Here is a 20,382-nt window from a genome sequence, read left to right on the forward strand (position 1 = left end):
TCACGTGACTGGAGTTCAGACGTGTGCTCTTCCGATCTGAAGGCGAAGCTTTCTATAATGGTCCTGTTTATAACTTTGTAGGATTAACTTCAACACCTAACTATAGATATACAATGGATGTAGGTCATACTTTACAAGCTATGCCTGAGCTGTACTTAACTTTACAGTATGAGTTCATTGATTCTATGGCTGATGATTACTCAGCAACATATGAGCCAATTGGTTCAGTTGGTGATTGGACACAAGTTAACTTAAGAGCAGTTTACTCTGTTCCTCAAGTTGACGGTCTAAACGTTTCATTAACAGTAAGAAACGCTGAGAAAAATGATCCACCACTTGATTCATCAGGTGAGTTCAGTCACCCAGCGCATGCTGGCGATGTACAAGAAAAAAGAAAAGTGAGGCGGTAGCGACCGATGACAGAGAATTTCGCCGCCTTCCTGTACCTCGTCTCGGGGGTGCTCTTCATCCTCGCGCTGCGGGGCCTTTCCCACCCGACGACCAGTCGTCAGGGCAACATGTTCGGCATGGTCGGCATGGCCATCGCCATCGTCACCACGCTGCTTCTGGCCGGTCCGTCCTTCGGTAGCCTGGTGCTGATCGTGCTGGGTATCGCCATCGGCGGTGCCGGCGGCGCGATCGTCGCCAAACGCATTCCGATGACGGCGATGCCGCAGCTCGTCGCCGCCTTCCACTCGCTGGTCGGTCTGGCCGCCGTCATGGTCGCCGCCGCGGCGCTCTATGCGCCGGAAGCCATCGGTATCGGCACGGTCGGTGCCATTCACGGCCAGGCGCTGGTCGAGATGTCGATCGGCGTGGCGATCGGTGCGATCACCTTCACGGGCTCGATCATCGCCTTCCTGAAGCTCGACGGCCGGATGAGCGGCAAGCCGATCATGCTGCCGTCGCGCCATCTCATCAACATCGCGCTCGGCGTGGTCATGGTGGCGCTGGTCATCGGCTTCGCAGTGACCGAGAGCCACGTGATGTTCTGGCTGATCGTCCTGGTGGCGCTGGCGCTCGGCGTGCTGCTGATCGTGCCGATCGGCGGTGCCGACATGCCGGTGGTCGTCTCGATGCTCAACTCCTATTCGGGTTGGGCCGCCGCGGGCATCGGCTTCACGCTGCAGAACCTGGCACTGATCATCACCGGCGCGCTGGTCGGCTCGTCCGGCGCCATCCTGTCCTACATCATGTGCAAGGGCATGAACCGGTCGTTCATCTCGGTCATTCTCGGCGGCTTCGGCGGCGAGAGCGGCCCGGCCGGGGCCGACGATCTGGGCGACCGCACGGTCAAGCAGGGCTCGGCCGAGGACGCTGCCTATCTGATGAAGAATGCCGGCCGGGTCATCATCGTCCCGGGCTACGGCATGGCGGTGGCACAGGCCCAGCACGCGCTGCGCGAAATGGCCGACAAGCTGAAGGAAGAGGGCGTCGAGGTGAAATACGCCATCCATCCGGTGGCGGGCCGCATGCCCGGGCACATGAACGTGCTCCTGGCAGAAGCCAACGTGCCCTATGACGACGTGTTCGAGCTGGAGGACATCAACTCCGAGTTTGCCCAGACCGACGTCGCCTTCGTCATCGGCGCCAACGACGTGACCAACCCGGCGGCGCGCGACGACAAGGCCTCGCCGATCTACGGCATGCCGATCCTGAACGTCGACCAGGCGCAGACCTGCCTGTTCATCAAGCGCTCGCTCGGCTCCGGCTATGCCGGCATCGACAACACGCTGTTCTACAAGGACAACACGATGATGCTGTTCTCGGACGCCAAGAAGATGGTCGAGGACATCGTCAAGTCGCTGAACGACTAGGGTCTTCGCGACCCTTCGCGCTGCCCATGTGAAAAGGCCCTGCCGGCGATGCCGGCAGGGCCTTTTCCGTTTCTGGACCGTGGGTCGGCCGGCTTACTTCGGGCGGACTTCGCCCGGGCCTGCCGGAACGGCGGGGACCGCGACCGTGGCCGGCTCGGTGACGACGGGCTCGGCCGGCGTCAGGGTGAACTTCGACACGCCGATGGCGGCGTTGATGCCTTCCTGCGCCTGGACGCTGACCGGCTGCAGCGAATAGCTGTCCTGCGCGCCGCCGACCAGCACGTTTGCACCGCCGCCGACGATGGCCGACGCGTCCGCCGTGGCGCCGACATAGGTGCCCTGGAGGCCGTTCGGCTGGTAGGTGTAGCCGTCGGCCGTCACGACGGCCCAGGTCATGACCGTGCGGCCGGTGACGCCGACATCGAGGCCGAAGGTGTCGAGGGTCGCGGCATAGAGCTCCACGGGGCCGTCACCGGCCGGCGTGAACTCGCAGACCAGATCCTCGGAGGATCCGACGATGAAGCCCGTTGCGCCGTCGCTGTGGCAGCCGAGCACGCCGGCCTTCACTTCTGCCGCCTGAGCGGAGGTTGCGGCGAACGGTGCCGCGGCGAGCGTGGCTGCGATGGCGAGGCTCGAAATTCTGGAAATCATAAGGGCATTCCTTGCATTGTTCTGTCCCGTTCGCCGGGGAGAACCGCGCAGGAGCCTTCCTGTTCCGTGACGGATGATGTCATTTTGCAACGGCCGTGATCGCGGAGGCCACGGACGCTCTCCCGATCGCCGGGGAGAGCCGGCCCGACCGCTTGCGCGGCCGGGCGTCGCATTGATCAGGCGGCGTTGCCGCCGCGCGTGCGGGCCATGCCGTCCTTGGCCGGCACGTATTTCGGGTCGATCTGTGCGCCGCGCGCATAGGACTGGAAGGCGCGCTTGGTCTCGCCGCGACGCTCATAGACCAGCGCCTGGTTGGTCCAGTACTCAGCCTTGGTGTCGTCGAGCTTCAGGGCGGTGTTGAAGTCGGTGAAGGCATTCTCCTCGTCGCCGAGGGCGAGATAGGAGACGCCGCGCCCCGAATAGGGCTCCGAGGCATTGGCCTGCAGCGAGATGGCCGTCGAGAAGTCCTCGATCGCCTGCTTGTGCTGGCCGTCCTTCTGATAGAGCAGGCCGCGATTGTGATAGGCGCGCGGGTCTGTGGTGTTCAGGTCGATGGCGCGCTGGAAGTCGGCCAGCGCCTCGCGGTTGCGACCGGCCACCCGGTAGACGTTGCCGCGGCCGATATAGGCGGAATCATAGTTCGGATTGATCCGCAGGGCCGCGTTGTAGTCCTCGACGGCCTTCAGCGGCTCGTTGGTCTGGCGGTAGACCAGCGCGCGGTTGGCGTAGGCCTGATGGAAATTCGGGTCGAGCTGCAACGCCATTGTGAAATCGGCGATCGCGGCTTTGTAGTTGCCAGCGCGGCCATAGGCGGTGCCGCGCACATTGTAGGCTTCCGGGTCCCGCGGATTGGCGTCCACCGTCTGGCTGAGCGAAGCCAGGTTCTGCTCGAGACCTTGGTTCTGGTCGAGCGCGATCGCGGTCACGGCGGGGCCGTCGGCGGTCTGGCAGGCGGAGAGAATCGCGATCAGCCCGAGCGCCGCGGTGGCCCGCAGAAGTGCAGCCGCGCGACCGGCGGGTTCATGCGGCGCGCAATGGTCGGCCGGGTGAAGGGCGATCGGGTGGGAGAGCTGCGGCATCGACGGACTGTTCCTCAAGAGACGGTTCGGACGTTCGGATCGCCTGGGACGCTCGCCCACGCGACGGCAAACCGAACTGTCCTATGCCATGCATGCGGTTGCGCCGCAAACGACGAAAGGCGGCGGCCGGAGGCCGGCCGCCGCACTTGAATCGCCAAAACGGTCGAAATTACGGCTGCTTAGTGAACGCGGCCGCCGGCCAGCAGGCCTTCGCGCTGAGCCTGCTTGCGGGCCAGCTTGCGACTGCGGCGGACCGCCTCGGCCTTCTCGCGGGCCCGCCTCTCGGAAGGCTTCTCGAACGCGCCGCGCATCTTCATTTCGCGGAAGATTCCTTCGCGCTGCATCTTCTTCTTGAGCGCGCGAAGCGCCTGGTCGACGTTGTTGTCGCGTACAACTACCTGCACAGGGGTGTTCCGTTTCTGAAGTGTGGACGGGCCGTATAGGGACGAGAAAAGCTGTGCCGCGGAGCGTGTTGCTTCGAAGCGCGCTGGCCGATAGCAGATGACCGCCTTCTTGTCGAGGTCGTCCGGCCACACTGGCCGTGCCGAATGGCGTCAGCGGTTCGCAGCGCCGGCGGGACCGGGCCCGGCGGCATCGAAGTCGGCCTGGGAGACATTCGTCACCACGAAGTCGGCGACCCTGACGAAGGCCTCGTCGGTGTCGCCGCGAAACGAGAGGACGCGGCTGAAGACGTCCCTGCGATCCTCGATGTCGATGATGTCGACGCGGCCCATGCCGACGAGCGTCGAGACCTTCTGGACCGCCCCGAGCAGGAGATAGTCCACGTCGAGCGCCGCGGCGGCTTCGACCGCCTTTTCGACACTGAGCGTACCGACGCTGCATTCGGGCTGGCCGCATGTCAGCGCGACGACCTCATAGGCAGCGCGGTCGGCGAGGCCCTCGCCGAGTGTCGATTCGAACAGGGCGATCCGTGCGGCATGTTCCGCCGTCCGGTCGCCCGGCTCGCCGGACGTATCGAGATAGTAGATGTTGGCGAGCGCGATCCGGGGCGTATCGTTGTTCGCCGCGGCGGGTCCCGTGGCCGATGCGGCGATGAGGCCGGCGGCGATGCCGATGGCTAGCTTGCGTGGAAATCCGGTCATTACTGGTTCCTCCGTCCGTTCGCCCACCCGCCGGTGTCCCGGCCATGCCGTATCGGTCTCGCCATGTCGGCGCCCACAGCACAGGGGCCGACAGGCAATCGCGATTTCACGATGGATATCGTATCCACCAAGAGTATATGCGCCCGCGCAGCCTTCGCTGCTTCAAGTGCAGTGCAAAATTGCCTAGGGTCGCGAAACTGACCCTAGGCCACCTGAGCGGGACACAACATAACATGAGTGACATTCGACGCGAGCGGACAATGGCTTCGGCCTCTGCACAGGCCTTGCCGCGCATCTCCTGGGGGGCGATCGTCGCGGGTTCGCTGCTGGCGATGGCGCTGCAATTCATGCTCGGCCTCTTGGGGCTGGGCATCGGACTGTCCAGCATCGAGGCTGCCGCCGCCGGGGATGCGGGTGCGCTCCTGTCCGCCGGAGGGCTGTGGACCATCGCGGTCGTCCTGATCGGCCTGTTCGTCGGCGCCTATACTGCCGGCCGCCTGTCGGGCAGCGTCTCTCGAACCGACGCGGTTCTGCACGGCGTCATCACCTGGGCGACCTCCACGCTGGTGGTGGTGTTTCTCCTGACCAGCGGTGCCTCGGCCGTGGTGGGCGGCGCCTTCGGTGCGATCGGCAGCTCGATTCAGGGGCTGACCCAGGCCGCCGCCACGGCCGCACCGCGATCGGATTCGGGGCTTCCCGATCCGATCCGCCGCGAGGTCGCGCAGCTTCTCGATCGCGCGACGGCCGCCCCGGCCCCGCAGGCGGCGACCGACGTTGAAGGGCCTGGCGGCGAAGATAGTGTGGCGGGCGACAATGACGCGAATGTTGCGAGTTCCGCTGAGCAGGCCGGATCTGTCGATCTTGCCGGCGCGGTGACGACGATTGCCGCCGGACTTGCCGAGGATGCGACGTCCGACGAGCGCACGGCTGCCGTGCAGGCCATCGCCGACGGAGCAGGCATCCCGACCGCGCAGGCGCGCCAGCGGCTGCAGGCGTTCCAGCAGCGTTTCGACGAGGCGCAGCGCGATGCCCGGCGCGCGGCGGCCGAGGCGGCGCAGGTGGTGTCCTCCGCGTCCTTCGGCGCCTTCGTCGCATTGCTGCTCGGCCTGCTGGTCGGCGCGGCTGGTGGTTTCGTCGGCCGGTCCCGCCGACCGGTGATGTAAGAGCGCCAGGGCCGGCGGCGATCACGGCGCTCCGCACCGTCGCCGCCGGCATTTCGTCGCTGCGTCACCGGCCGTCGCAATCGGAGCATGGTGCGGCGTGATCCCCGCTAGACATGGAGAGTGCGGCCATTGCTCCAGCGGGCAGGGCGGCGCTACACCTGACGGGCGGGCGGTATCCTCGATCGTGCGCCATTCGGATGCGGGGCGAATTATGCGACGATTTTCGGCCTTTGCGCTGGCACGCGAAGCGATGCGCGGCCATTCCGGCTGGACCGAGCAATGGGCCTCGCCCGAACCGCGCAAGACCTACGACGTGGTCATCGTCGGCGCCGGCGGCCATGGTCTCGCCACGGCCTATTATCTCGCCAAGGAGCACGGCATCACCGACATCGCGGTGATCGAGAAGGGCTGGCTCGGCGGCGGCAACACCGGCCGCAACACCACGATCATCCGCTCCAACTATCTCTATGACGAATCCGCGGCGCTCTACGACCACGCGGTCAATCTGTGGGAGGGCCTCTCCCAGGACCTCAACTACAACGTCATGTTCTCGCCGCGCGGCGTCCTGATGCTGTCGCACAACGAGCACGACCGGCAGGGCGCCCAGCGCCACATTCACGCCAACCGGCTGAACGGCGTCGACAACGAATGGCTGACGCCGGACGAGTGCAAGGCCTATTGCCCGCCGCTGAACATCTCGACGAACACGCGCTATCCGGTGATCGGCGGCGCGCTGCAACGGCGCGGCGGCACCGCCCGGCATGATGCCGTCGCCTGGGGCTATGCTCGCGCGGCCTCGGCCCGCGGCGTGCATGTCCTGCAGAACACCACGGTCACCGGCATCCGGCGCAGCACCGACGGCCGTGTGGCGGGCGTCGAGACCTCGCGCGGTTTCATCGGCGCCCGCAAGGTCGGCGTCGTGGCGGCAGGCAGCACCTCCGTCGTGATGAACATGGCCGGCGTGCGCATGCCGATCGAGAGCTTCCCGCTGCAGGCGGTGGTCTCCGAGCCGGTGAAGCCGTGCTTTCCCTGCGTGGTGATGTCCAACACCGTCCACGCCTATGTCTCCCAGTCGGACAAGGGCGAACTGGTGATCGGGGCGGGCACCGACCAGTATCCGTCCTATTCGCAGACCGGCAGTCTTTCGATCTTCAACCACACGCTCGACGCGATCGCCGAGATGTTCCCGATCTTCCGGCGCATGCGGATGCTGCGGACCTGGGGCGGCATCGTCGACGTGACGCCGGACCGCTCGCCGATCTTGTCGAAGACGCCCGTGCCGGGGCTTTACGTCAATTGCGGCTGGGGCACCGGTGGCTTCAAGGCGACGCCGGGCTCCGGTCACGTCTTCGCCCACACGATTGCCCGCGACGAGCCGCATCCCATCAATGCCGCCTTCAGCCTCGACCGCTTCGAGACCGGGCGCTTCATCGACGAGGCGGCCGCGGCCGCCGTCGCCCACTAGCGCGGAAAGGCGGACGATGCTGCTGATCCACTGCCCCTATTGCGAGGACGACCGGCCGGAACCGGAGTTCCGCCATGCCGGCGAAGCGCATATCGCGCGGCCCTCTGCGGAGCTCGACGCCGGACGGGCGGTCGCGGAATCCCTTTATCTGCGCACCAACACGCGCGGCGTGGTGTTCGAGCGCTGGCGGCATGTGCATGGCTGCGGCCGCTTCTTCAACGCCGCCCGGCATTCCGTGTCCGACCGGTTTCTCGCATTCTACAAGGCCGGCGAGCCGAAGCCGGACATTGCCGCGGAGGATGGCCTTGCCCTCGACCCGCTTGGCGCGGGCGCCACGCCGGCGACCGTCGGCGCCGACGGGCTCAATGTCGGTGGCAGGGAGACGGGCCGATGACGTCGCGGCGACTTCCCGAGGCCGGCCGTCTCGGCAATGCCCGGCGCATTGCCTTCAGCTTCGATGGCCAGCGCTATGCGGGCCGCGAAGGCGATACGCTGGCCTCGGCGCTACTGGCGAACGGCATCCATCTGACCGGCCGCTCGTTCAAGTATCACCGGCCGCGCGGCATCGTCGGTTCCGGGCCGGAGGAGGCCAATGCGCTGGTCGAGATCCGCCGCGACGCGGCGCGGCGCACGCCCAATATCCGCGCCACCATGCAGCCGCTCCATGACGGGCTGGAGGCCGTCAGCCAGAATCGCTGGCCGTCGCTCGATTTCGATGTCGGCGCCGTTAACGGCCTCTTCTCGCGCTTCCTGACGGCGGGCTTCTACTACAAGACCTTCATGTGGCCGAAGACCTTCTGGCACCGGGTCTACGAGCCCTATATTCGGGCCGCTGCCGGGCTTGGCCGGGTGCCGGATGCGCCCGACACCGACACCTACGCCAACCGTTTCGCGCATGTGGACGTGCTTGTCGCAGGCGGGGGCGCGGCGGGTCTTGCCGCGGCGCTCGAGGCCGGCGCGAGCGGGGCGAGCGTCCTGATCTGCGACGAGAATGCCGGTTTCGGCGGCTGGCTGCGGGCCGAAAGCGACACGACGATCGACGGCGGGCCGGCAATGGACTGGGTCGCCGATGCGGTGGCCCGTCTCGCAGCGATGCCGAATGTGCGGGTGATGCCCCGCACCACCGCTTTCGGCTATTACAATCACAACATGGTCGCGCTCTGCGAGCAGGTGACCGAGCATCTGGCGCAGCCCGACCCGGCCCTGCCGCGCGAGAGGCTGTGGCAGGTGCGGGCGAAACAGGTGGTGCTGGCGACCGGCTCGATCGAACGGCCGCTGGTGTTTCCGGACAACGACCGGCCGGGGATCATGCTGGCGGGCGCGGCGCGACTCTATCTCAATCACTACGGCGTCGCGGTGGGCCAGCGGGTCTGCGTCTTCACCGCCCATGACGCGGCCTATGCCACGGCGCTGGATCTCAAGCGCGCCGGCGTGGACGTGCCGGCCATCGTCGATCTGCGCGCCGAACCGGGGCCGGGTCTTACGGGCGCGGCGCGGGCTGCGGGCATCGAGGTGCTCTGCGGCTATGGCGTGAAGAGCGTGCGCGGCCGGCGCCGGATCCGCGGGATCACCATTGAGGAGCTGCGCTCGGGGAACGACAATCGCAGCTTCGACTGCGATGCGCTGCTGATGTCGGGGGGCTTCACGCCGTCGGTGCACCTGTTCTCGCAATCGCGCGGCAAGCTCGCCTTCGACGCGAACCTGCAGGCCTATGTCCCATCCGAGGCGGTGCAGGCCTGCGTCAGCGTCGGCGCGGCTGCCGGCCAGTTCGATCTCGCCGAAACCATTGCGGGCGCACGCCGCGCCGGTCGCGCCGCCGCTGGCGGTGATGACGCTGCGGCGGAGGCGGTCACGGTCGACGGCGCGGCTGGGTTCGGCGGCGGCATGGCCGGAGCGACGCCGGCGGCCGGGCCCGGCAAGGCCGTGAAGGCCTTTGTCGACTTCCAGAACGACGTGACGGCCCGCGACATCCGTCTCGCGGTCGCCGAGGGTTTCCGGTCCGTCGAGCATATCAAGCGCTTTACCACCACCGGGATGGCGACCGACCAGGGCAAGACGTCGAACATTCATGGCCTGGGCGTTGCGGCCGAAGCGCTCAGCCGGCCGATGCCCGAGGTGGGGTTGACCACCTTCCGCGCGCCCTTCACGCCAGTGTCCTTCGGTACCATTGCAGGCTTCGCGCAGGGGGCGCTGTTCGATCCGACCCGGCAGACGCCGATCCACGAGAGCGCGGCAGCAGACGGCGCGGTCTTCGAGGATGTCGGCATGTGGAAGCGCGCCTGGTATTTCCCGCGTGGCGCCGACAAGCACGCGGCGGTGGACCGCGAATGCCGCGCGGTGCGCGAGGCCGCCGGGCTCTTCGACGCCTCGACGCTCGGCAAGATCGAGCTGGTCGGTCCCGATGCAGGAGCGTTTCTCGACCTGATGTATGCGACGCCGCTGTCGCGGCTCGCCGTGGGCAAGTGCCGCTATGCGCTGATGCTGAACGAGGCGGGCTTCATCATCGACGATGGCATCGTTGCGAGGATCGCCGAGGACCGCTTTCACGTCACCACGACGACCGGTGGTGCCCCGCGCGTGCTCAACCTCATGGAGGATTACCGCCAGACCGAATTCCCGGAGATGGCGGTCTGGACAAGCTCGATCAGCGAGCAATGGGCGGTGATCGCGGTGCAGGGGCCGCGGGCGCGGGACCTGATCGCGCCGTTCGTCGAAGGGCTGGACATCGGGCCGGACGCCTTCGCGCATATGTCCGTCGCCGAATGCCGCTTCATGGGGCTGCCCTGTCGGCTGTTCCGCGTGTCCTTCACCGGCGAGCTCGGCTTCGAGATCAACGTGCCGTCGGATTACGGTCGCAGCGTCTGGGATGCGCTGCGCGAACGAGGACGCAGCCTGGGCGTCGAGCCCTATGGCACCGAGGCCATGCATGTGCTGCGGGCCGAGAAAGGCTACATCATCGTCGGCCAAGAGACGGATGGGACAGTGACGCCGGCCGATGCCGGCATGGCGTGGGCGGTGTCGCGCAAGAAGGCGGATTTCGTCGGCAAGCGGGGGCTGGAGCGGCCGGATTTGTCGGCGCCGGGACGCAAGCAGCTCGTCGGGCTGAAGACCGCCAACCCGCTGACGGTTCTGGAAGAGGGGGCGCAACTCGTCGCCGATCCGAACCAGCGCGTGCCGATGACCATGCTCGGCCATGTGACCTCGGCCTATCGCTCGCAGACGCTGGGGCGGTCCATCGCACTGGCGATGGTCAAGGACGGGCGCAGGCTGGTGGGCCAGACCCTCTACGTGCCCATGCCGACGGAGACGATCGCGGTGGAAGTGACGGAGCCGGTGTTCTTCGATCCAGACGGGGAGCGACTGCATGGTTGATGCGCAGACGGATGGACCGAAGGGGGCAACGCCGGCGCATGGGGCCGGCAGGACCGGCGAGATGCCGCGGCGGCTCTCGCCGCTCGACGGTCGCCAGGCCAGCGGGCCCGGCGTGACGCTGATTCCGGCCGCATCGCGCCGCCGTCTGATCCTGCGGGCAAGGGGCGATGCCATCGCCGCCGCCGGTACCGCGCTCGGCCTGGAACTGCCCGTGCGGCCGAAGACGAGCGCCCGCCAGGGCGGCGTATCCGCGCTCTGGCTGGGACCGGACGAGTGGCTGATCCTCGACGAGACCGAGGCGGCCAATTCCCTCGCCGCGTCGGATGGGCCCCTGGCGGAGGCGCTCGTCGCCGTCTCCGGCATTGCCGTGGTCGATATTTCCCATCGCAATGTCGGCATCGTGGTCGACGGGCCGGCCGCCGAAGCGGTCGTTGCCGCCGGCTGTCCGCAGGATATCCGGCCGGTCAGTTTTCCGGTCGGGGCCTGCAGCCGCACGGTCCTGTCGAAGGCGGAAATCGTTCTGTGGCGGACCGGCGAACAGCACCTCGAGATCGAGTGCTGGCGATCCTTCGCGGATTATGTCTGGACGTTCCTCGCCGAAGCGAGCCGGGCTCCGGCGGTGTGAGACGGGTCAGAGGGGGCGCATCGACCGCCGGAAGGCGTCGCGGTCAATGACGCGCTCGACATAGGCCTGGATGGGCGTGCTGTCGCCGATGCGGGGTGCGCCGATCATGCCCGCCCAGTTCAATTGCGCGCCGATATAGAGATCGGCGGCGGTGAAATTATCACCCAGCAGATAGGGGCCGCCCGACAAAGCGGCTTCCAGCGTGTCGATCACGTCGTTGTAGCAGCCCCAGCCAACGGTGGATTTCGACAGGGGCACGGCGTCCTTGCGCATCATCGTCTCGGTTAGCGCCGGTTCGAAGCAGCTTCCGCCGAAGAACAGCCAGCGATAATAGCTGCCGCGCTCGGGGCAGTCCTGACGGGGGGCGAGGCCGGCGGCGGGATAGGCATCGGCGAGCCAAGCGATGATGGCAGGCGTCTCGGTGATCACCGTGCCGTCGTCCAGCACCAGCGCCGGGATCTTGCCCATGGGATTGATCGTCAGGAAGTCCGGGCGGCGATTGTCGCCTGCCTCGAAATCGATCGGCACGATCTCGTGCTCGGCACCGACTTCCTCGAGCATCCAGCGCACCATCGCCGCCCGGCTGCGTGGATTGTGGTAGAATGTCAGCCGACCCGGCATCGTCCGTCTCCCGACCATGGCCCTGCATCCGGGGCGATCATGGCAGAGTGCGATGACGAGGGGAAGTTACCGCCAGCCTGGCTCAGGACGGCGTGCCGTCGGCGTCGCGCTTGGCTCTCAGCGCCGTGGCGTACCATTCGAATTCGTCGAGCCATTTTGCCGCCGAGCGGTCGATCCAGTCCTCCATGGCGGCGCCGTCCTCGCCCAGCGACTTGCCGATGGAGGGAATGGCGAGGATCGACGGCAGGCTGGGCATGCCCATTTCCGCAAGGATCGGGCGCAGCGCGATCGCCGCCCTGACGCCGCCGAACCGGCCGGCGGAATAGGAGACGATCGTCGAGGGGCGCCAGAAATACTCCTCCAAGAAATAGTCGAGCGTGTTCTTCAGCGCCGGCGGGACCGACTGGTTGTATTCGGCGCTGACGACGACGAAGCCGTCGGCCCGCCGATAGAGGTCGGCCAGCCGCTCCAGCTTCTCCGGTGCCTCGCCGCGCGGATATTCCTTGTACATCCTGTCGAGGAGCGGCAGGTCGAGTTCCATCGGGTCGACCAGCACCGGTTCGTGCCCGCGCTCGTGCAGCTTCGCGATGACGAATTTCGCCGCCTTGATGCCCTGCCGTTCGGTGCGAACCGAGCCAAGGATGACGGGAACGAGCAGGGACATGGACGTGACCTCCTTGAGTGCGAAGGGGGATCGTCCGCCGGGTCAGCCCACCGCGTCAAGCGCCAGGATGTGGTTGTCCCATTCGAGGTCGGCCCGGGTCGGGCTGTCGTCGTCTTCCAGGCGGACGATGTCGCCGGCGCCGCTGGTCGCCATGAAGCCGGAACCGCCCGGGGCGAGGCCGCAGCCGTCGCGCAGGACATGGCGGGAAAGGATGTTGCCCGTGGCGGCCTCGATGATCAGCATCGTATTGCCGACCGGAGAGGAGACCGCGACGCGAGCCCCGTCGCGACTGGTGGCAACCGAGCCGATATAATTGCCGAGGCCGGCAAGATCGGTTTCCGGCATGGCGGTGAGGGCCAGCGGCCGGCCGGCTTCGGCAAAGCCCACAAGGGGCGGCGCGTCGCCGGACGCGCCCTGATACTGGCCGCCGAACCAGACCCGGTGCTGCGCATCGACGGCGATGTGATGCAGCGACAGCTTGTGCAGATGCGAGGGCAGCAGCTGCCGGTCGAGAAGGTCGCCGCTTCGCCGATCGATGAAGGCGATGGACGGCTCCATGGTGGCAAGGTTCAGCTTCTGCCGGCCGTAATCGGGGTGGGTCTCGATGCCGCCATTGGCGACGACGATGGTCTCGCCGTCGGGCATCAACAGCGCCTCGTGGGTGTCCATGCCGTGGGAATCGAACTCGCCGATGCGCCGATAGCCGGCTGCGACGTCGTAGACGCCGATCACGCCATGGGCAGCGTCGTAGTCGTTTTCGGTGGCGTACATCAGCGCGCCGTCGGGCGAGAAGAAGCCATGGCCGAAGAAATGCCGGCCTTCGACCGAGGTCAGCGTCTGGAGTGTCTCGCCACTGACCGGATCGAAGACGATGGCGAAGGTGCGCGGGCGGCGGGCGAAGACCACCGCGCGGCGACGGACGGGATCATAGGCCACGTCGTGGCCGCGATCGGGCAGGGAGACCGTCGAGACGATCTCGCCGCGCTCGGAAAAGATCGCGCAGCCATAGCTGCCGTCCGGCCGCCGGCAGGAGGCGCCGAACAGGGCGTCGGTTCGCTCAAGTGCGGCGGCGGAACGGGCGGACAGGCCCCCGACGAAGGCGGCTCCGGCCCCTGCGAGGAAGCGCCGCCGGTCGAGGAGGATGCCGCGGCTGGCGGGATGCGGGCGGAAGGACATGAGACAATTCCCGGCGCGTGCCATGGCCGCGCCTGCGTTGGTTCGGCGTGAGCGCCCCTCAATCGCCGTCGAGGGCGGAGAAGCCGGCCGACAAGCCGAGAATGGGCGAGACCTGTTCGGCGAACTGGCTCTGCAGGCTGTCGGTGACGATCAGGAGATAGGTCAGCCCCTGGCGCTTGTCGGGTTCGCTCGCGACGTCCGCCAGCGGCGGCGCGAGTTCGGACAGGGTGCGGTCGGCATTGGCGAATTCGAACAGGATCGAATCCTCCAGATAGGCCTGGGGCGCGGGCAGGAGGCCAGCGAGCTTCGATGCGGCGAAGAGGTCGTTCATGCCGGCGAAATTGGCGCGCAGGGACGCCAGCGCGAGTTCTGAGCGGCGAAACAGGAACAGGTTGGGCTTCGCCGCCTCGGCGCTTTCGCCCATTGCCGGGCGCAGCCGCAGGTCGCGGATCGCCTCGAAGCCATGGATAAAGACGCCGACGATTTCCTGCAGCGAATCCTCGGCGCTGCGCCAAGCCGGGTCGGCGGCGTCCGGCGCGGTCAGGCGGGCGGCGATGCCGGCGTCCGCGGCCCAAGCGGCGTCGAGCTCGCCGGCGATGGACGCAAGGTTGCGGGCGATGGCCCGGCCGTAGGTACAGCGGAAGGCGCTCTGATCGGTGGCGAGCGTCTCGGCATCCGTCCCGTGCAGGACGAATTCCAGGGCGCCCAGCCCCTGGACGGCGACCGACTTGTCGGCGAGGCGCTGCTGCGTTGTTGCTGTCTCGTCCTCGCCGCCGAGAATGCCCTGGATCTGGCGCAGGGCGATGCCGCGACGGTCGGGGAAGAACAGGATCTTCTCCAGCCGGTTGTCGTCCATGACCGGGCCGAAGCGGACGAACTCGATGCGCGACCAGCTCGCCGCGAGATCGGCGAAGCGGTCGCGGGCGTCCTGCAGTGCGGTGTCGCCCGGTTCGCTGCAGAGACTATCCATGGCGCTCGCGGCGGCCGCGGCGTGGTCGTGGAACTGCGCATAGCCCGGCCGGATGAAGCCGTCGATGGCGTTTGCGACGACCGCCAGTTTCTCGGCCTCCGTCGCGCGGGACGGCTCGCGGGGGCCGTCCTCCTGGCCATGCGAGGCCGTGCCAGCGGCAAGCAGGAGCGCAAGGCCGACAAGCGCGCGACGGGAGAGAGAGGCGATCATAGGGACTCCAGGAATGCGTGCAGCGCGTCGCGGTCGGCCTTGTCCATCGCAGCGTAGGCATCGCGCGCGGCCTGGCCTTCGCCGCCATGCCACAGGATCGCTTCGGTCAGATTACGGGCGCGGCCGTCGTGCAGAAACATCGTGTGGCCGTTGACGGTCTCGGTGAGCCCGATGCCCCACAGAGGCGGGGTGCGCCATTCGTTGCCATTCGCGTCGCCCACCGGGCGGCCGTCAGCGAGGCCTTCGCCCATGTCGTGCAGCAGGAAGTCGGAATAGGGCCAGATGAGTTGGAAGCGCAGCGCCTTGTCGTCGGCATTGCGCGAGGTGACGAATTTCGGCGTGTGGCAGGCGGCGCAGCCGGCATCGTAAAAGAGCTTCTTGCCCTTCAGGACCTCCGGCGCATCGACGTCGCGCCGGGCCGGCACCGCGAGATTCTGCGAATAGAAGGTCACGAGCCCGAGGATCGGATCGGGCGCCTCCACCTCGCCGAGGCGGGGCTGGACGCCGGAGGGCGCGTCGCGGCAGACGGTCTGGGCAATCGAGCATTCGCCGAAGGCATCGGTGACCAGCGGTGTCGAGATGCCGATGTCGCCGGAAAAGGCTTCGGCCGTCTGGGTCTCTATGGTTGGGATGGTCGCCTTCCAGCCGAAGCGGGCGAGGACCGGCTCGCCGGTCTTCGGGTCACGCGCCATGGACGGCTTGCCGGAGATGCCATCGCCATCGGCGTCGTTCGGGTCGGCGCGGGCGAGGATGTCGGCGGGCTCGATCTGCTCGACGAGGCCGAGGCCGATCATCGGCGGGGCAACCCGCGGCGACATCAGGACATTCCCGGCCATCGGACCATAGGCGAGATCGGCGACGGAATAGGTCGGGTGGCGCAGCGAGACATTGCTGCCGTCGGCAAGGGTGACGTCGCGCGCGTCATAGTCGATGACGACGCGGCCCTCGGGCTTCAGGCCCGGCGTGGCGAAGGTCTGGAACTGGCCGCCATAGGTCGGCTCGGGAATGCGGCTGAGCTCGTGCGTGGCGAGCTTGCGGCGCTCTTCGTCCGTCGAGGGCGGGACCGACAGGCGCAGGAACATGGAGACGGCGTCTTCGCCCGGCCGGGGCGGGCGGCCGCGACCGTCCTTGATATGGCAGCTCTGGCAGGAGCGGGCGTTGAACAGCGGCCCGAGACCGTCGGACGCCTCGGTCGAGGAGGGCGAGGAGACCCAGAGCTTGCGGAAAAGGGCGTTGCCCAGCTTGAAGCGGTCTTCGCCGGCGAAGGTCTGGTTGGCCGAGACCTGGCTGAAGGAATCGCGATTGACGAGCTTGGTCGAGGTGGCGCCGCCCCCGGGCATCGCCTCGAAATTTTCCGGTCTGGTGAAGTCGCTGGTCGGGGCCGTGACGGCCCGGACACGGGCCAGATCCTTCGGCGTCAGGTCGTCGCGGACCGGGCGGTCCAGTCCGATGGCGGCGCCGATCGGAAGCGCCAGCGGCACGGTCAGCGCCGCCGCGAAGATTGCCATGCCTGCGGCGAAGCGCATTCGCCTCTCCCGATATCGACGCGGCGAACCCGCCGCGCCCCGGTATTGTCGATTATCGCGCCGACCGCACTGTGGCGAAGGGTCTCGTCGGCGCGGTCAAGGTCACCTCCGACGAACCCTGGGGCCGCCGGAGGTGGCGCTGGAGCTTACTGGAAGACGGCGTTGACGTTGTCCAGACTGTCGGAGCCCTCGATGCTGACATTGCCCAGATCGAGCGCTGCGACGGCGCGCTCGATGGCGCGGGTCTGGTCGACCAGGCCGTCGATCGCGGCCTGGACGCGGGCGTTGCCCTCGTCGTTGCCTTCGCCGATCTGCTGATCGTAGGCCTCGCCGTCCTCGGCCGCCTTGGCCATCGTCTCCATCGCGGACACCGTCGCGTCGAGCTTGGCGCGCAGCTCCTCATCGATCTCCGGCGCGCTGGCGGCAACGAGGTCGGAGACGGACGGGCCCTCGACAATCGTTCCGTCGGTGCGCTCGTAGCGGCCGGTATAGACGTTGCGAATGCCGATGGCGTCGTGGAGGTGCGAGATGTGGGTGTTGTCGGAGAAGCAGTCATGCTCCTCCTCCGGATCGTGCAGCAGCAGGCCGAGCTTCATGCGCTCGCCGGCCAGTTCGCCGTAGGAGAGCGACCCCATGCCGGTGAGGATCGCGGAAATGCCGTTCTCCGGGGAATCGAGCAGAGCCTTGCGGGCCGCGCCGTCTTCTTCCCAATTGCCGACCATCTCTTCCAGGTCGGTGACCAGCAGGTCGGTGGCGGCGTCGAGATACTGGCCGCGCCGGTCGCAATTGCCGCCCGTGCAGTCGTCGCCGCTGGCAAAATCGGTGTGCGGGCGCTCGCCTGCGCCGACTTCCGTGCCGTTCAGGTCCTGGCCCCAGAGCAGGAACTCGACCGCATGATAGCCGGTGGCGACATTCGCCTCCACGCCGCCGGCTTCCTGCAGCTTGTCCTGAAGAAGCTCGGGCGTGATGGTCGACGCGTCGATGGTCTCGCCGCCGATGGTGATCGACGGGTTGGCGATGACGTTGGCGGTGTAGAGATTGTTGGCGTCGGACTCGGTGCCGTAGGTGCCGGCGACGTAGTCGATCAGACCCTCGTCCAGCGGCCAGGCATTCACGCGGCCTTCCCAGTCGTCGACGATCGGATTGCCGAAGCGGAAGGCCTCGGTCTCCTGGTAGCTCGGCCGGGCAGCGCGCCATGCGTCACGGGCGGCCTTCAGGGTCGCCTCGCTGGGATCGGCGATGAGGGCGTCGGTGGCCTCGTCGAGCGTCTTCGCCGCAGCAAGCGCATCCTGGTAGCCGGCAAGCGCGATGTCGGAATAGTTCATGAGAACCGCGGCCTTGTCCGGCGCGTCGTCGGCGGCGAGGGCCGACGGGGCAACTGCCAGCAGGAAGACGCCGGAAAGGGCGGCGAGGCCGGTTCGGGCCATCGGGCGAAGAGAGATCATGGTCGTGCTCCAGTTCTGGCCGAACGCCTGTCCGGCTTCTGCCAAATTGCCAGGGGCGAGCCGTCAGCCCGTGACTGTCGTTTCGGGCTAGAACTTGGGGTGGTGTAAAGTCAACTCTTAAAGTCCAGTTTAGAGTCGTTCAAAGAACCTGATCTGCTTGCATTTGCTTGCACTCGACAGATCATTTGTCGGCTGAGGGCGCATGGAGCCCGGCATCGGCGAGCGCGCCGCCCGCCGATGCCGGTTGCCGGGGGAGTTAACCCTTGGAGACGCCGCGCAGGAGCATGAGGAAGCTCGGCTCCAGGTCGAAATTCTCGATCGCCGTCGTGGCGACGGCATTCTGCTTCCAGTTGGCGATGAAGGCCCAGGGCGCATCCTCGTGGATGATCGCCTGCACCTGGTTGTAGAGGGCGCCGCGAGCGGCGGGATCGGTCGTCCGGCGGGCTTCGGCGAGCAGGCGGTCGACCTCGGCGTTGGCGTAGTAGCCCGCATTGAAGCCGCCCGTCTCCGGCATGGCATCGCTGCGCAGCGCCAGGAAGGGCAAGGTGTCGGGGTCGTTGGTCATCCACGCCATCTCGGCCATGTCGGCCTTGCCCGCGAGGCCCGGATTGACGTTGGAAAGAAAGGTGTTCCACTCATAGGTCTCGATCCGGGCATTGAGCCCGACCGCCTTCAGATCGGCCTGAATGGCTTCGGCCATCGCCACGGGATCGAGCATCCCGGACCCGCCCTCGGCGACGTAGAAGGTGAGGGAAGCGCCCTCGACGCCGGCCTGCCGGATCAGCTCGCGCGCCTTCTCCGGATCGTGCGGGTAGGGCTGGACGGAACCGTCATTGGCCCAGTCGAAGGCTGGCGGAATGGGGCCGGCGGCGATCTCCGCCGTGCCCTGCAGGAGGTCCTCGATCAGGCTCTCCTTGTCGATGGCGTAATTGACAGCCTGGCGAACGCGCTTGTCCGAGAAGGGACCTTCCCTGGTGTTGAGGATCAGGAACCAGAGATGCGGTCCGGTTTCCTCGTGGACGATGAAATTGGGGTTGTCGCGGAAGGCGGCGAGGCTCGCGGGCGGCACCTCGGCCATGATGTCGATACCCCCCGACAGCATGTCGGAAGCACGAGCGGCGGCGTCCGGGATCGGCCGGAAGACGACCGTCTCCATCGATGGCGCGCCATCCCAGTAATCCGCATTGCGGGCAAGGGTGACAGCCTCGTCCGGTGTCCATTCGGCGAAGCGGAACGCTCCCGTTCCGACGGGCGCGCGGGCAAAGCCCTGGCCGCTTTCTGCAACGGCCGAGGGCGAGACGATCAGGCCGGTCGGGTAGGCAAGATTGGACAGGAATGGCGCGAACGGCTCCTTCAGCTGGAACGTCACGGTCATCGGATCGGGGGCCTCGACCGCCTCGACCATGGAAAAGAAGAAGGCGAGGGGAAAGGGCCCCGTGCCGTGCTGCGGATGGTCCGGGTCGAGCATCCGGTCGAAGGTGAATTTCACCGCCTCCGCATCGAACGGCGTGCCGTCGTGAAAGGTCACGCCTTCGCGCAGATTGAAGGTGTAGGTCAGCTGATCGTCGGACACGGTCCAGTCGGTCGCGAGCGCCGGTTCGACCTCGAGCGTGCCGCGCTTGAAGCGCACCAGCCCGTCGAAGATGTTCACCAGGATGCGGAAGTCGTTGGTCGCCGTCACGGTCTGCGGATCGAGCGATTTCGGCTCGGCGATCTGGCCGACGACGAGGGTCTCGTCGGACGTCTGCGCGGCGGTCGGTCCGGCGAACACAGTCAACAGGACTGCGAGGACGGTGACGAACCATCTCATGAAACTGCTCCGGTCAATCGGCTGAAAAAGCGATGTTGCTGATTCAGCCTTATGGATCAACCGGCGGGCCGAAATGAGACGCCGCGCGTGTCGTCAGCCCGATTGGGGCGTCTTTGTCCTTGAGCAGGTACCCGGGCATGGCCGGGCGGAATGCTCAGAGGAGAACGTCGAAGAAATATCCGGCCATGGCGAGGAGGGTTCCGACCACTGCCGTCGGGATCATGACGCTCGTCATCCGGTTGTCGGCGACGGCCGCGCCACTCGCCAGATCGTCGCGCTGCGAGCGGGCCAGATAGAAGCCCCGTCTGCCCAGCCGGACCTGCTGCCGTGTCGGCTCGGCCTGCGCCCAGACCTGCGGTGTGTAATGTACCGGCTCTGCGAAATGGGTGGGCTCGCGCACGACGTCCGCCTGGGCTGCGGTCGTGATCGGGTCTGCCGCTGCGGATGGCGCCGCTTCAGTCGCGGGCACATCGGCGGAGACAGCATCCGTCCGCGCCGCGCTGCCGCTGCAGGCGAACATCATGTATTCGTCGCTACCAAATCCAGGCGGGAACGCAGAAACACCGAGCATCACAGACCTCCGAACCGTTAACGCGCGAACGGCCGTTTCGTTGCGCGGACGAAACCCCGAAGTCACTGATCCGGTTTCTTTAGTTGGCTCAAAACCGGCGCGATCGGCCCTGCC

19 protein-coding genes are annotated in these 20,382 nt (G+C 67.0%); 7 read left to right on the forward strand and 12 right to left on the reverse strand.

Going from position 1 to position 20,382, the window contains the following annotated elements; translation table 11 throughout:
• Window positions 1–23: 23 nt before the first annotated feature.
• Complete coding sequence (locus tag ACEQX1_RS15655) at window positions 24–410, forward strand: hypothetical protein (RefSeq protein ID WP_372521629.1); 387 nt, start codon at window positions 24–26, stop codon at window positions 408–410.
• A gap of 6 nt (window positions 411–416) precedes the next feature.
• Window positions 417–1,817, forward strand: a complete 1,401-nt coding sequence (locus tag ACEQX1_RS15660) for an NAD(P)(+) transhydrogenase (Re/Si-specific) subunit beta (RefSeq protein WP_024349035.1) — start codon at window positions 417–419, stop codon at window positions 1,815–1,817.
• A 93-nt stretch (window positions 1,818–1,910) separates the two neighbouring features.
• On the opposite strand, the gene ACEQX1_RS15665 is transcribed toward ACEQX1_RS15660, so the two are convergent.
• The 4 genes from ACEQX1_RS15665 to ACEQX1_RS15680 form a co-directional block, all read right to left on the reverse strand.
• The gene (locus ACEQX1_RS15665; protein WP_187390338.1) at window positions 1,911–2,468 is read right to left on the reverse strand and encodes a DUF992 domain-containing protein; all 558 of its coding nucleotides are present in this window, start codon (window positions 2,466–2,468) and stop codon (window positions 1,911–1,913) included.
• Window positions 2,469–2,644: 176 nt separating this feature from the next.
• Window positions 2,645–3,547 carry a tetratricopeptide repeat protein gene (locus ACEQX1_RS15670; protein WP_370193390.1) on the reverse strand — a complete coding sequence of 301 codons (903 nt, stop codon included), beginning with the start codon at window positions 3,545–3,547 and terminating at the stop codon, window positions 2,645–2,647.
• 179 nt (window positions 3,548–3,726) lie between these two features.
• Entirely contained in the window at window positions 3,727–3,951 is a 225-nt protein-coding gene (gene rpsU / locus ACEQX1_RS15675) for a 30S ribosomal protein S21 (RefSeq protein ID WP_029702632.1), read from the reverse strand.
• Between the two features lie 150 nt (window positions 3,952–4,101).
• Window positions 4,102–4,650, reverse strand: a complete 549-nt coding sequence (locus ACEQX1_RS15680; protein ID WP_370197033.1) for a DUF2380 domain-containing protein — start codon at window positions 4,648–4,650, stop codon at window positions 4,102–4,104.
• Between the two features lie 233 nt (window positions 4,651–4,883).
• Between ACEQX1_RS15680 and ACEQX1_RS15685 the strand changes: the two genes are divergently transcribed.
• The 5 genes from ACEQX1_RS15685 (at window position 4,884) to ACEQX1_RS15705 (ending at window position 11,275) form a co-directional block, all read left to right on the forward strand.
• On the forward strand, window positions 4,884–5,813 hold the full coding sequence (locus tag ACEQX1_RS15685) for a hypothetical protein (RefSeq protein ID WP_370193388.1): 930 nt from the start codon (window positions 4,884–4,886) through the stop codon (window positions 5,811–5,813).
• Window positions 5,814–6,024: 211 nt separating this feature from the next.
• On the forward strand, window positions 6,025–7,278 hold the full coding sequence (locus ACEQX1_RS15690; protein WP_370193387.1) for a sarcosine oxidase subunit beta family protein: 1,254 nt from the start codon (window positions 6,025–6,027) through the stop codon (window positions 7,276–7,278).
• A 16-nt stretch (window positions 7,279–7,294) separates the two neighbouring features.
• Window positions 7,295–7,672, forward strand: coding sequence for a sarcosine oxidase subunit delta (locus ACEQX1_RS15695; protein WP_370193386.1), 378 nt, complete (start codon window positions 7,295–7,297; stop codon window positions 7,670–7,672).
• Complete coding sequence (locus ACEQX1_RS15700; protein WP_370197034.1) at window positions 7,669–10,650, forward strand: sarcosine oxidase subunit alpha family protein; 2,982 nt, start codon at window positions 7,669–7,671, stop codon at window positions 10,648–10,650. The genes ACEQX1_RS15695 and ACEQX1_RS15700 overlap by 4 nt, the downstream gene beginning before the upstream one ends.
• A 61-nt stretch (window positions 10,651–10,711) precedes the next feature.
• Window positions 10,712–11,275 (forward strand): sarcosine oxidase subunit gamma, encoded by a 564-nt coding sequence (locus ACEQX1_RS15705; RefSeq protein WP_370193384.1) that lies wholly within the window; start codon window positions 10,712–10,714, stop codon window positions 11,273–11,275.
• Window positions 11,276–11,281: 6 nt separating this feature from the next.
• Here the strand turns inward: ACEQX1_RS15705 and ACEQX1_RS15710 are convergent, their stop codons facing one another.
• From ACEQX1_RS15710 to ACEQX1_RS15745, 8 genes are all read right to left on the reverse strand, one after another.
• Window positions 11,282–11,896: a glutathione S-transferase family protein gene (locus ACEQX1_RS15710; protein WP_370193383.1), complete on the reverse strand. Its 615-nt coding sequence runs from the start codon at window positions 11,894–11,896 to the stop codon at window positions 11,282–11,284.
• An 82-nt stretch (window positions 11,897–11,978) separates the two neighbouring features.
• Window positions 11,979–12,560 carry an NADPH-dependent FMN reductase gene (locus tag ACEQX1_RS15715; protein ID WP_370193382.1) on the reverse strand — a complete coding sequence of 194 codons (582 nt, stop codon included), beginning with the start codon at window positions 12,558–12,560 and terminating at the stop codon, window positions 11,979–11,981.
• Window positions 12,561–12,602: 42 nt separating this feature from the next.
• Window positions 12,603–13,736 (reverse strand): DUF1513 domain-containing protein, encoded by a 1,134-nt coding sequence (locus tag ACEQX1_RS15720; RefSeq protein WP_370193381.1) that lies wholly within the window; start codon window positions 13,734–13,736, stop codon window positions 12,603–12,605.
• A gap of 58 nt (window positions 13,737–13,794) precedes the next feature.
• Window positions 13,795–14,916, reverse strand: coding sequence for an imelysin family protein (locus tag ACEQX1_RS15725; RefSeq protein ID WP_370197035.1), 1,122 nt, complete (start codon window positions 14,914–14,916; stop codon window positions 13,795–13,797).
• A complete protein-coding gene (locus tag ACEQX1_RS15730) occupies window positions 14,913–16,442 on the reverse strand; it encodes a di-heme oxidoredictase family protein (protein WP_370193379.1) in 1,530 nt (509 codons plus the stop codon). The genes ACEQX1_RS15725 and ACEQX1_RS15730 overlap by 4 nt, the downstream gene beginning before the upstream one ends.
• Before the next feature lie 146 nt (window positions 16,443–16,588).
• On the reverse strand, window positions 16,589–17,887 hold the full coding sequence (locus tag ACEQX1_RS15735) for an imelysin family protein (protein WP_370197036.1): 1,299 nt from the start codon (window positions 17,885–17,887) through the stop codon (window positions 16,589–16,591).
• A gap of 256 nt (window positions 17,888–18,143) precedes the next feature.
• Window positions 18,144–19,697: an ABC transporter substrate-binding protein gene (locus ACEQX1_RS15740; protein WP_370197037.1), complete on the reverse strand. Its 1,554-nt coding sequence runs from the start codon at window positions 19,695–19,697 to the stop codon at window positions 18,144–18,146.
• A gap of 154 nt (window positions 19,698–19,851) precedes the next feature.
• Window positions 19,852–20,271 (reverse strand): hypothetical protein, encoded by a 420-nt coding sequence (locus tag ACEQX1_RS15745; RefSeq protein WP_370193376.1) that lies wholly within the window; start codon window positions 20,269–20,271, stop codon window positions 19,852–19,854.
• Between the last annotated feature and the right edge of the window lie 111 nt (window positions 20,272–20,382).

This window comes from Aurantimonas sp. (genome assembly GCF_964217435.1).
GTDB classification, from domain to species: Bacteria; Pseudomonadota; Alphaproteobacteria; order Rhizobiales; family Rhizobiaceae; genus Aurantimonas; species Aurantimonas coralicida.